Origin of the sequence: Kosakonia sp. CFBP8986 (assembly GCF_034044935.1) — a bacterium.
In the GTDB taxonomy this organism is placed as follows: Bacteria; Pseudomonadota; Gammaproteobacteria; order Enterobacterales; family Enterobacteriaceae; genus Kosakonia; species Kosakonia cowanii.
This window is the reverse complement of the sequence record NZ_JAXCXB010000005.1, coordinates 259,043-274,727: the sequence shown is the minus strand read 5'-3', so window position 1 is coordinate 274,727 and position 15,685 is coordinate 259,043. Positions and strand designations below refer to the sequence as shown.

Sequence of the window (15,685 nt, the reverse complement as noted above, 5' to 3'; positions counted from 1 at the left end):
GTGGCTCCGGGCCACCTGTTGCCTGAATTCCGGAGGGAGTATGTCTACAGCACGACAATTGCGGCTTGGCACTATCTTGCATGGCGCATCGGGAAATATGTCCGCCTGGCGACATCCTGCGGCGGTCGCCGACGCCAGTATTAATTTTGACTTTGTGCAGGAGACGGCGCGTATCGCTGAGCAGGGAAAACTCGATTTCTTATTTGTCGCTGACGGCTTATATATCAATGAAAAATCGATCCCGCACTTCTTAAATCGCTTTGAACCGTTGACGGTGTTGTCGGCGCTGGCAAGCGTCACCCGGCACCTTGGTCTGGTGGGCACGCTCTCAACCTCCTATAGCGAACCCTTTACCGTGGCGCGGCAGTTCGCCAGTCTCGATCACCTGAGCCATGGCCGGGCAGGCTGGAACGTCGTCACCTCACCGCTGGAGGGATCGGCGAAAAACTTCTCCCGTGAAAAGCACCCGGATCACGCCTTGCGTTACCGCATTGCCGATGAGTATCTCGATGTGGTGAAAGGGTTGTGGGACTCCTGGGAGGAGGACGCCTTTATTCGTGATAAAGCCAGCGGACAATTTTTCGACCCGGCAAAACTGCACACCCTCAACCACCACGGCGACTTTTTCCAGGTCGCAGGCCCGCTGAACATTGGCCGCACGCCGCAGGGCAGGCCGATTATTTTCCAGGCGGGCGCCTCGGAGGATGGCAAAAAACTGGCGGCGCGCCATGCCGATGCCATTTTTACTCACCATGAAACGTTAGCGGAGGCGCAGGCCTTCTACCGCGACGTGAAGCAGCAGCTGGAACAGCACGGGCGGCGTCACGACGAACTGCACATTTTCCAGGGCGTCAGCGTGATTGTCGGCGACAGCGAAGCGGATGCCGAGCAGCAGTATCAAACCACCGCCGCGCTGGTCTCCATCAATGACGCGCTCAACTACCTCGGACGCTACTTCGAGCACCACGACTTTAGCCAGTACCCCCTCGACGAACCCTTCCCGGAGATTGGCGATTTAGGGCAGAACAGCTTTCGCAGCACCACTGATGAGATCAAACGCAACGCCCGCGAACGCCAGCTGACGCTGCGCCAGGTGGCGCTGGAGAGCGCCTCGCCGCGCCCGCGTTTTTCCGGCACCGCTGAGCAGGTGGCCGACGGCTTGCAGGCATGGTTTGAGAGCCGCGCCGCCGACGGGTTCATCATCCAGGGCGGCACGCCGGATACCTTCCCGCGCTTCGTCGAAAAAGTGGTGCCGATCCTGCAAGCGCGCGGTCTGTTCCGCACCGACTACCCCGGCACAACCCTGCGCGAAAGTTTAGGCCTGGCGCTGCCCGCACATCCCCGGTCAACACAATAGAAGAAGAGAACGCTATGCAGAGACGCACCCTTTTACTGGCGGCAACGCTTGCATTGACGCCGCTGGCGCAGGCCAGCGAGGTGACCATCAACGGCACCGGCGTTAGCCTTGAGGCCAACTCCACGCCGATCCATACGGCGAAAAACCCGCAGGCGATAAGCCAGCTTCCGCAAGGGTACCGCTTTGTGCAGCCGGGTAAATTCACCGTGGCGGTTGCTGCGCTTAACTCACCGCCGCTGACGGTGTTTGCCGCCGATAACAAAACCCTGCTCGGCAGCGAAGTGGATATCGCCCGGCTGGTGGCCGACAGCCTCGGGCTTGAACTGAATGTGGTGCCGACCTCCTGGGAGGACTGGCCGCTGGGCGTGGCCTCCGGCAAATATGATGCCGCGATCAGCAATATCACCGTCACCCAGGCGCGCAAAGCGAAGTTTGATTTCGCTACCTATCGCAAAGACTCCCTCGGTTTTTATGTCAAAACCGCAAGCCCCATCAAACAGATTCAGCAGGCGTCGGATATCGCCGGGCTGCGCATCATTGTTGGCTCCGGCACCAATCAGGAGGCGATCCTGCTGGCCTGGAACGCGGAAAACCTGAAGAAGGGGCTTAAACCCTTTACGCCGGTCTACACCAAAGATGACGCTGCGCAGACGCTGGCGCTGCAATCCGGTCGCGCGGATGCCTTCTTTGGCCCCAATGTGATTGGTGCCTGGAAAGCGGCGCTGACCGGCAAAACCCGGCTGGTGGGTAGCGTCGACGGCGGCTGGCCAAAAGCGGCGCATATTGCCGTGACGTTGCGTAAAGGCAACGGGTTGGCACCGGCGGTACAGAGCGCGCTGAATGGTGCGATGGCGAGGGGCGATTACGACAAGGTGCTCAACCGCTGGGGCGAAGGGGTAGAGCGTATCGCGCAATCAGAAATTAACCCGCCAGGCCTTGGCGATTAAGGAGCAGAGGATGAACGAACGTTTCCGTGATGTCTCGCCCGACGCAGACGAGCTGCAACCGATCCTCGCCGGGCTGTTTGCCGAGTATGCCGCCCGCTACGGGGACTACTTCTCCCGCGACGCCGAAGTGGAGCTGAGCGAGTGGTATGTACCGCCGCAGGGGCTGTTTATCGTGCTCGAGCGCGACGGAAAGATCATCGCCACCGGCGCTTACAAACCTTTTGATCAGCGCACTGCCGAAATCAAACGCATCTGGACCGACGCCTCGCTGCGCCAGCAGGGGCTGGCGGCGCGCGTAGTGCAGGAGCTGGAGCGCCGCGCCGAGCTTGCCGGTTATAGCCAGATCTACCTGACTACCGGCTTTCGCCAGCCGGAAGCGGTACGGCTCTACCTGAGCCAGGGCTATCAGCCGCACTTCGACCTGACGCGCGATACGGAAGAGTACAGCCTGCCGCCGTTTGATGGCCGGCTGCGCTTCAGCAAAGTGCTGTCATCGGCCCGTCTGAGCAAAACCGCCTGAGGAGCGACCATGAAAAGTACCGAAACAATCAAAGTGGTGCCGGCCCGCTACCCGCTGCGCACCGTGGGGGCCATCGTCGCGCTGTTTGTGCTGGCGGCGGTGATCCAGTCCGTGGCTTTCAATCCGCGCTGGGAATGGGGCGTCTTTGCCCGCTGGTTTTTCGACCCGGTGATCCTCGAAGGATTAGGGCAAACGCTGCTGCTGACGCTGGTCGGCACGGTGTTGAGCGTCCTTCTCGGCGGGCTGCTGGCGCTGGCGAGGCTCTCCTCGTCGTGGCTGCTGAGCAGCCTCGCCTGGGGCTATATCTGGCTGTTCCGCTCGCTGCCGCTGATTGTGGTGCTGATCATTTTGTATAACTTCTCCTACCTCTATGACTCGCTCGCCATCGGCATTCCCTTTACCGGAATTGAGTGGGCGCGCTACGAGACGATTAATGTGCTCGGTCAGTTCGCCACGGCGGTAGTCGGGCTGACGCTGGTGCAGAGCGCCTATACCGCAGAGATCATTCGCGGCGGTTTTCTTGGCGTCGATCACGGTCAGTATGAAGCCGCTGCCGCGCTTGGGCTTCCCGCCTGGCGGCGCACGGTGCGCATTATTTTGCCGCAGGCGCTGCGCACCATTTTACCTTCGGGGTTCAACGAAATTATCAGCCTCGCCAAAGGCACGGCGATGGTTTACGTGCTGGCGATGCCGGAGCTTTTTTACACCATCCAGATGATCTACAACCGCACCCAGGAGGTGATCCCGCTGCTGATGGTTGGCGCCGCCTGGTATCTGGTGATCACCAGCGTGTTGTCGGCGATCCAGTATCTGGTTGAACGCTGGCTGGCGCGCAGTGAACGCCGCTCGGCTATCAATCCGTCCGTTTACCGCGCAGCGGCGACGACGCACACCACCCACGCCACGGAGCCTGCTCATGCCCATCTCTCCTGAAGGCCATATCTCGATTAGCGGCGTCAGCAAATATTTTGGCCGCCATAAAGCGCTGGATAATGTGTCGCTGGAGATCCCGCCCGGCACGGTGACGGTGATCCTCGGCCCCTCCGGCTCCGGCAAGTCGACGTTGCTGCGCACCATTAATCACCTTGAGCGCGTCGACGAGGGCTTTATTCGTATCGACGGCGAGTACATCGGCTACCGCCAGCAGGGGGACAAACTCTACGAGCTGAAAGAGAAGGAGATCCTGCGCCAGCGGGTCAACGTCGGGTACGTGTTTCAGAACTTCAATCTCTTTCCGCACCTGACGGTGCTGGAGAATCTGATTGAAGCGCCGATTGCCCATAAAAAGCTGAGCCGTAAAGCGGCGGTCGAGCAGGCTTTTGAACTGCTGGATGTGGTCGGGCTGCGTAACAAAGCCGATGCCTGGTCGCGTCATCTCTCCGGCGGCCAGCAGCAGCGTATCGCCATCGCCCGTGCGCTCTCGCTGCGCCCGCGCGTGATGCTGTTTGATGAGCCGACCTCCGCGCTCGATCCGGAACTGGTGGGCGAGGTGCTGGATGTGATCAAAAAGCTGGCGCGGGCCGGATCGACGCTGGTGGTGGTGACCCATGAGATCGGTTTTGCCCGCGAGGTCGCCGACCAGGTGGTGTTTATGGTCGACGGCAAAATTGTGGAGCAGGGGAGTAGTGAGGCGGTGCTGAATCAGCCGCAGCACGCCCGCACGCGCCAGTTTCTCTCCAAAGTGCTGTAGGGAGTGCGTATGAAAAAGGCATTACTGGCGCTGATATTGTGCAGCGCAGGCCCGGTTGTGGCCGGGCAGATCGATCTGCGCGCCAACGAGCAGCCGATTGTGGCGACGCGGGATGAGGAGGCAATCGCTAAAATCCCGGCGAATTACCGTTTTGTTGAGCCGGGCACGCTGACGGTTGCCATCTCCGCGCTTAACTCACCGCCGCTGGCTTTACTGGCGAGCGATAACCGCACGCGTATTGGCAGCGATCCGGATATCGCCAGGCTGCTGGCGAGCAGTCTTGGTCTCAAAATGAAACTGGTACCGACCGCCTGGGAGGACTGGCCGCTCGGCATCACCTCCGGGCGCTACGATGTGGCGCTGGTCAATATTGCCGTCACCGAGGCGCGTAAGCAGAAGTTTGACTTCGCTACTTATCGCGCCGACTCACTCGCTTTTTCAGTGAAAGCCACCAGCCCGATAAACGCGATTAGCGGCCCAGCCGACCTGGCCGGGCGCAGAGTGATTGTTGGCTCCGGCACCAACCAGGAGCGGATCTTGCTGCGCTGGAATGAGGAGAACCGCGCCGCCGGGCGCGAGGCGGCAAAACCGATCTACCTGACGGATGATGCCTCCGGCAATTTGTATATTCAGTCCGGGCGGGCGGACGTGGTGTTTGGTCCGCAGTCGGTCGCGGCATATAAAGCGGCGCTGAATGGTACAACAAAAGTGGTCGGGCTGGGGCCGAAGAAAACCTGGGTGGCGACCACCAGCAAAAAGGGTAACGGCCTGGTGCTGGCTTTGCAGGCGGCGATCAACGGCGCCATCGCCCGCGGCGAGTATCAACAGGTGCTGGCGCGCTGGGGTGAGCAGGGCGAAGGGGTTGACACTTCGCAGGTCAATCCGCCGGGCGTAAGCTGGTAAAAAATGATAGCGCTAACATGATTATGGTGGGCTTTTGCAGCTTGTTTAGTGCACCAAACTTGTACAAAAAGTGAAAATGCGATCGGCTGCAAAAACTTCCGTCAGGAGGGTGTCCGCTCAGCGGTAACTGGCGTGTTAGTTGATGTTAGCGCTAACATTTTTTAAGCAAAACGGTGAGGTAATGCACTGATTTAAAAGTGAACAGAGGTATTGATTGGAGTTATAGTTATACTACAAAATATAACGTAGCCAATGCTAACGCCTCTGCGGGCTCTGTGAGTGAAGATGGCAAGACCTTCTCGTGCTGTTATCTCCCGCGCGCCGACGCTGGATGACGTTGCCCGCGCCGCCGGGCTCTCCTCCATGACCGTCAGTCGGGCGCTTAACACGCCGGACCAGGTGCGAGCGGAAACCGTGAAAAAGGTGCTCGCCGCGGTTAAAGCGACGGGTTACATTCCCAACGCGTTGGCCGGTGGGCTGGCCTCACGGCGCAGCAAACTGGTTGCCGTGCTGGTGCCCCACATCAACGATCCGCTGTTTGCCGATACGCTTCAGGCAATGGGTGAAACACTCTCACAGCGCGGTTATCAGATGCTGCTGTGCAGCGCCGGTTACACGCCGCAAACGGAAACCGAGCTGGTATCGACCCTGATGTCGCGCCGCCCGGACGGCATTGTGCTCACCGGCATCCACCACGCTAATGACCTGAAAAAGATCATCTTCAACGCCAGTGTGCCGGTGGTGGAGACATGGGATATCACGCCAACACCCATCGACATGCTGGTCGGCTTCTCCCATGAGAAAGCGGGCCTGGCGACGGCAGAGTATCTGCTCGGCAAAGGATACCGGCGGCCGGGGCTGTTATGGACGACAGAGAGAACGGCTGCGCAGCGTAAAAACGGGCTGTACGAAGGGCTGGCGCGACACGGCATTACCGACGCACCTTATGTTGAGTCGCAACTGCCTGCCCGCTTTGCTGATGGTCGGGCGGGTGCGGCGCAATTGCTGGAAACAACAGAACTAGATGTGATTATCTGCGGCTCCGACACCCTTGCGCAGGGGGCGATTAGCGAGCTTCAGGCGCGCGGGCTGCGCGTGCCGCAGGACGTGGCGGTAATGGGCTTTGGCGATCTCGATTTTGCCGCAGCAAATGTGCCCGCCATCACCACGGTTGCTCTTGATCGTTACGCTATCGGCGCGCGGGCGGCGACACTGCTGGCTAATCGCATCGAGGGACGTAGCGACGGCGAGCAGATTATCGATATTGGCTTTCACCTGACTGAGCGGGAATCGGCGTAAAAGATGAGAATCAACATTATTGGTACCAGCGGCAGCGGCAAATCGACGCTGGGTAAGCGTCTCGCGCGCCAGCTTGACGTCCCTTATATCGATATGGACACCCTTTACTGGCGGCCCAACTGGCAGGGGACGCCGGACGAAGAGCTCTACGCGAAACTTGAACAGCTCCTGCAACAGCCGGGCTGGGTGCTGGACGGCAACTATAACCGCAGCCGCGACATCAAATGGCGTAACGTCGATCTGATTATCTGGATCGATTACGGCTTCTGGCGCACCCTGCGCCAGGCGGTGCTGCGGGCGATAAAACGCGCGTGGCACAAACAGGAGCTGTGGCCCGGCACCGGGAATTGCGAAAGCTTTCGCCGCTCCTTCCTGAGCCGCGAGTCGATCATTCTCTGGACCATCAAGACCTGGCGCAGCAACCGCGAGCGTTACGCGCGTGATATGGCCGATCCGCGCTACCAGCACCTGCGCTTTGTGCGCCTGACCTCGCCACAGCAGGCTGACGAATTTCTCGCCACTCTGACCTAAGCTTAAGCCTCTTGTGACGTGCGAGGTAACCCTATGATCACCGTTTATGGCGTACCCGGCTTTGGATCGGCCATCAGCGAAGCGATGCTTACGCTGGCTGATATCCCTTATCAGTTTCACGATGTTAAAGGCTTTGACCAGCCCGGCCCGCAGCAGGAGATGCTGCGCAAGCTCAACCCGCTCTGCCAGGTGCCTACGCTGCAACTGGAAGATGGCAGTGTGATGACCGAATCCGCTGCCGTGGCGCTGATGATCCTCGACAGTCGTCCTGATTTGGCTCCGCCAGAAGGGACGCCGGAGCGCCAGCAGTTCTGGCGGCTGCTGATATGGCTGGTGGCGAATGTCTACCCGACCTTTACCTATGCTGATTACCCGGAGCGCTGGGCGCCGGACGCGGCGGAGCAGTTGAAAGAGAGCTGCATCGCTTATCGCAAAACCCTCTATCTGTGGCTGGAGAGCCAGCTGCAAGCCGCCCCTTACGCCTTCGGTGAACAGCTTACGCTGCTGGACATCTATCTCTGCGTGATGCGGAGCTGGGGGCCGCGCCAGGCGTGGTTTGCCAGCAACACGCCGAAGATGAATGCCATTGCCGATGCCGTCTGCGCGCTGCCAAAACTGGAGGCGGTGCTGCGGCGCAACGACATTATCGGCTAGCGCGCGTGGCCCGCTGTGTTATCGTCATTTTTTATTAAAAAAGGAGCAGACCATGCCGCATATCGATATCAAATGTTTTCCCCGCGATCTGAACGACGAGCAGAAGAGCGCGCTGGCGGCGGATATCACCGAGGTGATTGTTCGCCATCTCAACAGCAAAGAGAGTTCCATCAGCGTGGCGCTCACCGAGATCGCACCGGAAGAGTGGCAGGTGAACGCCTGGGATAAAGAGATTGCGCCGCAGATGGAGAAGCTGATTAAAAAGCCCGGCTACAGTATGTAACGGCTGGCCGGGCAGGCCTTACTGCCCGGCCATCATCGTTTTGCCACTGGCGACAAAGGTACCGCCGCCGAGATGGTGGATAGTGTTCAACTGATCATCATCAAACTGCCAGCGCCCCTGCACAAAAGCGCGCTCATCGGCGGCGGCAGAGACCACTTCGCCAAACAGCGTGTCATATTTCTCCTGCGCGGCGGTCGGCGGCAGCAGGCGACACTCCATCCACGCCAGACACTTCTCTTCCACCACCGGCAGGCCCAGCACCGGCCCGGCAATCGCCGGAATGCCATAACAGTTGAACTTATCCTCATCGCGCCCGGTAATGCTGCCCACGGCGTAAGTCCAGTTCGCGGCGGCAACGCCGGGGATGACAATGCCGAACATGCCGCTGCGCTCAATTAGCTCGCGCGACCAGGTGCTTTTATCCACCACGATGGCGATGCGCGGCGGTGAAAACTCGACCGGCATCGACCAGGCGGCGCTCATCACATTGCGGCGGTCGATCTGCTCATCGCGGCTGGTGATCATCACGGTCGGGCCGTGGTTTAACAGGCGGCTGGCGTGCTCTAACGCCACCGGACGAAAATGGCTCATAACCTCTCCTTTAGCAAAATTTCCGCAACTACCCGGCGTGGCGGGCAACCACAATCTGCCCGCGGCCTTGCTCCTTCGCCATATAGAGCGCGAGGTCGGCGGCACGCACCAGGTTATCAGCCCTGGCGTGGCGCGGCCAAGTGGCGAGACCGATGGAGACCGACACCGGGCCTATATCCTGCGACTCGTAACGCATCGGGTGTTTAAGTATGGTATTTAGCAGCCGCTCGGCGAGCATTTTCGCTTCCGTTTCGCTCTTCCCCGGCAGGATCAGCAAAAACTCCTCGCCGCCGTAGCGGAAGGCGACGCCGCACTCGCCGAGCGTGTCGGTAATAATGCGCGACAGCTCGCGCAGCACTTTATCGCCTGCGTCATGTCCGTGCAGGTCGTTGAGTTTTTTGAAGTAGTCGACATCCAGCATCAGGCAGCTCAGCAGCGTATTGTCGACCATTGCCTGATCGATCATATTGCGCAGCGTCTCTTCAAGGCTGTGGCGGTTACGCAGGCCGGTCAGGGAATCATAGGTCGCTTTTTCGGTGAGCGTATCGCGCAGCATCTGGTTGGCTAACGCCAGCGCGAGGGTTTCCGCCAGCAGTTCAAGATAGATATAGGGCGGCTCTTTGCCCGGCGTGTAGTTATCAAAGGTCAGCAGGCCGATACTTTTGTTCTGGGCATTCAGCGGCACGCAGATCGCCCGGGCGGCGATCTCGGGCACGATGTGATCGCAGGGCATATCAACGTCGCCGTTACCGGGGCTGTGCAGCTGGCCGCGCTTCAGCGCCCAGCAGCTGTCCGGCGCGAAAGGGGAATCTTCACCGGGCGGCAGCGCCCAGCGGGCGACACACTTCATGCGATTAGCGTTGCTGTCCAGCAGATAGAGCCGCGCGCCCATATCGGGAATGATTTGCGGCGCAAAACGGCTCACCACCCGCACAATCGCCTGCAAAGAGTCGCACCCCTGCAAGCGCTGGGTCATGCGCGCCAGCAGGGTGCGCGTCGCCCATTCGGCATCGCGCTCCAGCTCGAGGCGCTGGCGGGCCAGCCCGTTCTCACGAAAAATGCGGATTGCCTGCGCCATATCGCCAATCTCATCGACCTGCGCCAGCACCGGCGCTTCGACGTTGTAATCCTGCGTCGCCAGCCGGTTCACCACGTCGCTTAGCGTCACCACCGGGCGCAGGATGCGGTGTTTAATAATAAAACCGAGCACAAACAGAAACAGCAGGGCGGTCAGGCCGACCATGATCTCAGAGAGGGTGCGCAGGCGCAGGGAGAGGTCGGTGGCGTTCGCAATAGCGCTTTGCGTGCGCTGATCGATCAGGCTGCGAAAGTGCGCGAAGCGATATTCGGTTTCTGAAAGGCGCTCTTCATAGCTGGTGCTAAAGAGCAGGTTCATCGCCTCATCGGTTTTTCCCGCCTCAACGTCGCTGATGGCGATCCGCTGCTCATCTTCCAGTTGATCGAGGGTTGAGAGACCGTCGCGCAGAATAAGCAACTCCTCATCGGAGGCACCATTATCCCGCAGCGCGGCGAGATGATTCTCCAGATCAATATCCTGTTCCGCGCGGGTCTTCCAGCTCTGGAGGATTTCCGGCTGTTTTTTGATCACCGCTTCGCGCGCCAGCTCGCTTAATGCCCAGGCCTCTTTTTCCAGCGCATCGGTGAGGGTGTCGAAGAGGCGACTTTGCGTCACCGCCTCGCGCTCATTGTGTTCCGCGCTGGAGGCCAGAAATAGCGCGACGCCGGAGCTGAGCGTTAACACCACCGTGGCGATATAGGCAAAATTGGTTATCGTGGCGATCCGCACGGGCATCCCTTTTAGGTTAAAAACAGCGTTCTTTTCAGTGTAGACATTCCTTAAAAATCAAGGCGCCATATAAGTGTCATTTCACCGTCACACTCCCTGCCTATAGTCAGCCGCAATCAAATCCCAAAGAGGATAACAAGATGTTTGCTCCCCTGACTTCTGCTCAGGTGGATGCGCCCTGCGGATGCAGACCGCGGGTTTCGCACGGCTTCCTGAAACAGGAGGGCGTCGATGAGCGCATTTACTGACATCCGGCTGCAAGGCGTTTCGTACGCTTTCGGCGCGCACACCGTTCTCAATCGAATCGACTTAGCCATTCCGGCGGGCACCATCGTCGCGCTGCTCGGCCCCTCCGGCTGCGGCAAAAGCACGCTGCTGCGCCTGCTGGCGGGGCTGGCGCAACCGGCTAATGGCGACATCTGGTTTGGCGATCGCTGCGTGGCGAAGGCGGGCTGGTCGTTGCCGCCCGAAGCGCGCGACATCGGCATGGTATTCCAGGATTACGCGCTGTGGCCGCACATGAGCGTGGCGCAAAACGTCGCCTTTCCGCTGAAGATGCGCGCTGTGCCGCGCGACGAGCGTGATGCACGAGTAATGCAGGCGCTGACGCGCGTCGGGCTGGCGGATTTCGCCGAGCGCAAACCCGCCGGGCTCTCTGGCGGCCAGCAGCAGCGCGTTGCGCTGGCGCGGGCCATTGTTGCTGAGCCGGGCGTGCTGCTATTTGATGAGCCGCTCTCCAATCTCGATACCGCGCTGCGCGAAGCGTTGTGCCATGAGATGGCGCGCCTGTTGCGCCAGCTTGGCACCACCGCCGTCTATGTCACCCACGATCGCCGTGAAGCAGAGCTGCTCGCCGACCGCATTGTTCATCTCGCTTCCGGCGAGGTGGAGTCTGTTCGCACCGTTACGTCAACCTCAGGGGAATCTGCATGAAAGGTTTACTGTCTGTGAAAAAAGGAGTCGCCCTCGCTATGGCGCTGTCATCGATGATCATATCCAGCGCGCATGCGCTGACGGTTTACACCGCCGGGCCGGGATCGCTGGCGAAAAACCTCGCCAGCGGCTTCGAGCAGCAGAGCGGGGTAAAAGTGAATATCTTCCAGGCCACCACCGGCAAAGTGATGGCGCGCCTGGAGGCGGAGCAGGCCAATCCGCAGGCGGATATTTTGATCTCCGCCTCGTGGGAGACGGCAGAGGATCTGCATAAGCGCGGCTGGCTGCTGCCGTTTACCAGCGCTAATGCCGAAAAAGTGCCGGGGACGCTGAAAAGTGCGGACTATGTAGCGCAGGGCATTTCGGCGCTCGGCATTGTCTGGAACAGCAAAAGCGGCACGCCGGAGCCGAAAGAGTGGCGCGATCTCACCGCGCCTGCGTTCAAGGATAAAGTCACCACGCCCGACCCGGCGCTCTCCGGCGCATCGCTCGATCTGCTGATCGGGCTGCAAAATGGCATGGGCAATAACGCCTGGCAGCTTTTTGACGATCTGAAAAAGAACGGCATGGTGGTGAGCGGCCCGAACGCGCAGGCGGTGACGCCGGTGATGCAGGGGGCGAAAGCGGCAGTCTTCGGCGCGGTGGATTACGTCACCTATGGCAATATCGCGCAGGGCGAATCGCTGAAGGTCATTTTCCCGGCCAGCGGCACGGTGATTGCGCCACGCCCGATGATGATCCTCAAATCCACCCAGCATGAGCAGGAGGCGAAAGCCTTTATCGACTATGTGCTGTCACCGGAAGGGCAGAAAATGGTCGCCGACGCCTGGCTGATGCCTGCCCGTACCGATGTTGCCGCTAAACGTCCGCTGTTAAGCGAGCTGAAACTGCTGCCGACTCAGAGCGACACCGGCAGTGAGCGCGGCGAGATCCTCAAGCGCTTCAACACGCTGTTCGCCCAGTAAAACCCACTGCGGGGGCAACCCCGCTTTCAGGATCCCTTGCCGTGAATCAGACCGTTATCGCCCGGATAACCACGGTGCTGCTGGTGATACTGGTGGCGCTGCCGTTACTCTTTATTGTGTTACAGGCACTCTTTCCCCACTTCAGCGCAGGCTCGCTGCGCGACCCCTTTTCGGCGATCCCGCACCTGCTCGCCGAGCCGCAGCTGCCGGCGATGTTCAGCGGCACGCTGCAAATCGCCCTTGGCGTTGCGCTGCTTAGCGCTTTGATTGGCCTGCCGCTGGGGGTCGCGCGTGGGCTGTTCGATCTGCCGTGCCCGAAGCTGTGGGATCTGCTGTTTCTGATCCCGTTTCTGACGCCGCCTTACATTGCCGCGCTGTCGTGGATGCTGGTGCTGCAAACCCAGGGCTACCTGATGCAGCTCACCGGGCTGGATCTCAATAATCTGCTGTTCAGCAAAAGCGGCATTGTGCTGGTGATGACGCTCAATATCTTCCCGGTGGTCTACTTTGCCGTCTCGCGCAGCCTGCTTGCCAGCGGTCAGCGGCTGGCGCTGGTCGCGCGGGTACATGGCGCCACACCATGGCGGGCGTTTTACCACATCACCTTGCCGCTGCTGTCACCCGCACTGGCGGCGGGGATGCTGCTGGCCTTCACGCTGGCGATTGAGGAGTATGGCGTGCCGGCGGCGCTGGGCACCCGCTCCGGGGTGGTGATGCTGACGGTCGGCATCGAGGAGAAGCTCGCCGACTGGCCGATCGATCTGCCCGGCGCTTCGCTGCTGTCGCTGGTGCTGATTGCGGTTGCGCTCGGCGGCTGGGCGCTGCAACGCAAACTGACCGGCGGCACCGATGTCACCAGCGTCTCCGGCAAACCCGCCGCGCACGTTGGCGCAAAACTGGGGCTGTTTACCACGCCGGTGGTACTGGCGATGGCGATGGTCGGTCTTATCGCGGTGGTGTTGCCGGGGCTGTCGATGGCGGTGACCGGTTTTAGCGCCACACTTTCTGGCGGGCTGGCGTGGGACAATCTCACGGGCGCTCACTTTGCGGCACTCTTTGCCCAGCGCGGTGATGCGCTGCCTGCGCTCGGCACCAGCGTTTCCCTCGCGTTTGCGGCGGCGCTAATTACCGGCCTGCTCGGGTTATGCGCCGCCTGGCTGGTGGTGATGCAGAGGATAAAAGGTCGCGCGCTTATCGATGCGCTCTCGCTTATGCCCGCCGCGCTGCCGGGCGTGGTGGTCGGGGTAGGGTTGATCCTGCTGTGGAACCGCGCGTTCTGGCCGGTTTCACCCTATAACACGTGGGCAATTTTGCTGCTCTCTTACTGCTGTCTGCTGCTCCCGTGGCCGGTGCGCTACATCGGCAGCGCCATGCGCCAGCTCGGCGGTAATCTTGAACCGGCGGCGCGGGTGCATGGTGCCAGTGCGTTTCAGGCGCTGCGCTTTATTGTGCTGCCGCTGATTTTCCCGGCAATGCTCGCGTCGATGTTGATGGTCTTCGCTATTGCTTCGCGCGAACTGGTCACCTCGCTGCTGCTGTCGCCTGCGGGCACGCAAACCGTGGCAGTCTTTATCTGGCGGCAGTTTGAGCAGGGTTCGGTGGGTCAGGGGATGGCGATGGCGACCCTGACGCTGATTACCGGGCTGGGCTTGATGCTGACGGCGCTGGCCATCATGCAGCGCAGCACAAAGGGATAAAGTGAGGGCACGAAAACGCCAGTGGCAGAAAAAATATGGGTTATAACCAAAGGACATCACACGCAAGGAGCCTGTATGACCCCGTTTTTAAGCGCTTATCTGGATCGCATCGACTGGCATCACACGCCGGATGCCACCCTTGAAACCTTACGCGCCGTGCATCTGCACCATAACGCCGCGATCCCGTTCGAAAACATCGACGTGGTGTTGCCGCGTGAAATCGATCTCAGCGATGAGGCGATTTTCGCCAAGCTGGTCGTGGGCCGGCGCGGCGGCTACTGTTTTGAGCAGAACGGCCTTTTTGAGCGCGCGCTGCGCGAGATGGGGTTTGAGGTGCGCAGCCTGCTGGCGCGCGTACTGCTCGCCAACCCGGAGCAGATGCCGCCGCGCACCCATCGCCTGCTGCTGGTGCAGCTCAACGGGGAGCCGTGGATCGCCGATGTCGGCTTCGGTGGTCAGAGCCTGACGGCGCCAATCCGCCTGCAGGAGGAGATTGAGCAGGCGACGCCGCACGGTCTCTATCGCTTGTTGCGCGCGGGTGAAAACTGGCAGTTGCAGTTCCGCCATCATGAGCACTGGCAGACGATGTATCAGTTTGAGATGGGGGAGCAGTATCAGGCAGATTACGTGCTGGGCAACTTCCACTCCGCACACTGGCCGACTTCCCATTTTCGCCACCACCTGTTGATGTGCCGCCATCTGCCGGACGGCGGCAAAATGACCCTCACCAACTTCCACTTTACCCACTGGCAGCAGGGCAAAGTGGTGGAGGAGACGCATCTGCCCGATGTTGCCGCGCTGTATGAGACGCTACAGCAGCGCTTCGGGCTGGGGGTGAGCGATGCGCAGTCGGGCTTTACCCTGCAACAGCTGCAAACCGTGATGGACGGCTTTGATCTGCAAAGCGGCAAGCGCTAGCAGAGCTCTTTCTCAATCATCCGTGCCAGATGGCGTTTGAAGGCTGATTCATCGACATCTGGCATGCCGAGGATGCAAATCCCGTCCATGCCGCAAACCATCGCGATCAGCCGCCAGGCGATATCCGCCGCCGGATCATGCAGGGTAAATTCGCCTGCCGCCACGCCCTGTTCAATAAGCCTGACAACTTTGACGTGCCACATCTCCATGGTCAGCAGATAGGCGCCTTTGATTTCCGGATCTTTACTCGCCAGCAGCAGCGCTTCGCGCCACAGATGAATATAGGGCTCCAGCCCGCCTTCATCGCTGCCGAGCATGGCAAACAGCTGCTCGCGCCACGGCGCGGTTTCCGGCACCAGTTCAACCTCCAGCAGTTCATCGATCAGCCGAATAAAGGCCTGCGATTTGAGTTCGTTTGACGAGATGAAATGGTGGTGCACCTGGCCCGTTGCCACCCCGGCTTCACTGGCGATGCGGCGCACCGTCATCGCGGAAAAGCCCTCCGCCAGCGCAACACGCATGGCGGCTTGCAGGATCACTTCCCGGCGATCGTCCCGATTTAAATAGCTCATGAAATATTTTCCCCTTAA

15 protein-coding genes and 1 pseudogene are annotated in these 15,685 nt (G+C 60.3%); 13 read left to right on the top strand and 3 right to left on the bottom strand.

The features are described 5' to 3' along the window. Positions 1-40 precede the first annotated feature (40 nt). From SOM48_RS13525 to pptA, 9 genes and pseudogenes are all read left to right on the top strand, one after another. Positions 41-2,304, top strand: a pseudogene (locus SOM48_RS13525) (NtaA/DmoA family FMN-dependent monooxygenase). A 10-nt stretch (positions 2,305-2,314) separates the two neighbouring features. Continuing rightward, the gene (locus SOM48_RS13520) at positions 2,315-2,824 is read left to right on the top strand and encodes a GNAT family N-acetyltransferase (RefSeq protein ID WP_320512150.1); all 510 of its coding nucleotides are present in this window, start codon (positions 2,315-2,317) and stop codon (positions 2,822-2,824) included. 9 nt (positions 2,825-2,833) lie between these two features. Continuing rightward, on the top strand, positions 2,834-3,757 hold the full coding sequence (locus SOM48_RS13515) for an amino acid ABC transporter permease (protein WP_054803982.1): 924 nt from the start codon (positions 2,834-2,836) through the stop codon (positions 3,755-3,757). Continuing rightward, positions 3,741-4,514, top strand: coding sequence for an amino acid ABC transporter ATP-binding protein (locus SOM48_RS13510; RefSeq protein ID WP_023478647.1), 774 nt, complete (start codon positions 3,741-3,743; stop codon positions 4,512-4,514). Before SOM48_RS13515 ends, SOM48_RS13510 begins: the two co-directional genes overlap by 17 nt. A 9-nt stretch (positions 4,515-4,523) precedes the next feature. Continuing rightward, positions 4,524-5,417 carry a transporter substrate-binding domain-containing protein gene (locus SOM48_RS13505; protein WP_320512149.1) on the top strand — a complete coding sequence of 298 codons (894 nt, stop codon included), beginning with the start codon at positions 4,524-4,526 and terminating at the stop codon, positions 5,415-5,417. A gap of 285 nt (positions 5,418-5,702) precedes the next feature. After that, complete coding sequence (locus SOM48_RS13500) at positions 5,703-6,716, top strand: LacI family DNA-binding transcriptional regulator (RefSeq protein WP_313354053.1); 1,014 nt, start codon at positions 5,703-5,705, stop codon at positions 6,714-6,716. Between the two features lie 3 nt (positions 6,717-6,719). Then, on the top strand, positions 6,720-7,247 hold the full coding sequence (locus tag SOM48_RS13495) for a shikimate kinase (RefSeq protein WP_139568333.1): 528 nt from the start codon (positions 6,720-6,722) through the stop codon (positions 7,245-7,247). 33 nt (positions 7,248-7,280) lie between these two features. Next, entirely contained in the window at positions 7,281-7,901 is a 621-nt protein-coding gene (locus tag SOM48_RS13490; RefSeq protein WP_312199115.1) for a glutathione S-transferase family protein, read from the top strand. Positions 7,902-7,953: 52 nt separating this feature from the next. Next, the gene (gene pptA / locus SOM48_RS13485) at positions 7,954-8,184 is read left to right on the top strand and encodes a tautomerase PptA (RefSeq protein WP_289747181.1); all 231 of its coding nucleotides are present in this window, start codon (positions 7,954-7,956) and stop codon (positions 8,182-8,184) included. 18 nt (positions 8,185-8,202) lie between these two features. On the opposite strand, the gene SOM48_RS13480 is transcribed toward pptA, so the two are convergent. Further along, complete coding sequence (locus SOM48_RS13480; protein ID WP_320512148.1) at positions 8,203-8,775, bottom strand: flavin reductase family protein; 573 nt, start codon at positions 8,773-8,775, stop codon at positions 8,203-8,205. A gap of 28 nt (positions 8,776-8,803) precedes the next feature. Next, positions 8,804-10,582, bottom strand: coding sequence for a diguanylate cyclase (locus SOM48_RS13475; protein ID WP_128482985.1), 1,779 nt, complete (start codon positions 10,580-10,582; stop codon positions 8,804-8,806). A 231-nt stretch (positions 10,583-10,813) separates the two neighbouring features. Here SOM48_RS13475 and SOM48_RS13470 point away from each other — a divergent pair, with 231 nt between their 5' ends. From SOM48_RS13470 to SOM48_RS13455, 4 genes are all read left to right on the top strand, one after another. Next, a complete protein-coding gene (locus SOM48_RS13470; protein ID WP_320512147.1) occupies positions 10,814-11,515 on the top strand; it encodes an ABC transporter ATP-binding protein in 702 nt (233 codons plus the stop codon). After that, positions 11,512-12,480: an ABC transporter substrate-binding protein gene (locus SOM48_RS13465; protein ID WP_200133495.1), complete on the top strand. Its 969-nt coding sequence runs from the start codon at positions 11,512-11,514 to the stop codon at positions 12,478-12,480. The genes SOM48_RS13470 and SOM48_RS13465 overlap by 4 nt, the downstream gene beginning before the upstream one ends. Before the next feature lie 41 nt (positions 12,481-12,521). After that, positions 12,522-14,177 carry an ABC transporter permease gene (locus SOM48_RS13460; protein WP_320512146.1) on the top strand — a complete coding sequence of 552 codons (1,656 nt, stop codon included), beginning with the start codon at positions 12,522-12,524 and terminating at the stop codon, positions 14,175-14,177. 75 nt (positions 14,178-14,252) lie between these two features. Continuing rightward, positions 14,253-15,095 (top strand): arylamine N-acetyltransferase, encoded by an 843-nt coding sequence (locus SOM48_RS13455; protein ID WP_054803977.1) that lies wholly within the window; start codon positions 14,253-14,255, stop codon positions 15,093-15,095. Here the strand turns inward: SOM48_RS13455 and SOM48_RS13450 are convergent. After that, on the bottom strand, positions 15,092-15,667 hold the full coding sequence (locus tag SOM48_RS13450; protein WP_054803976.1) for a TetR family transcriptional regulator: 576 nt from the start codon (positions 15,665-15,667) through the stop codon (positions 15,092-15,094). The two genes, SOM48_RS13455 and SOM48_RS13450, sit on opposite strands and share 4 nt — an antisense overlap. Between the last annotated feature and the right edge of the window lie 18 nt (positions 15,668-15,685).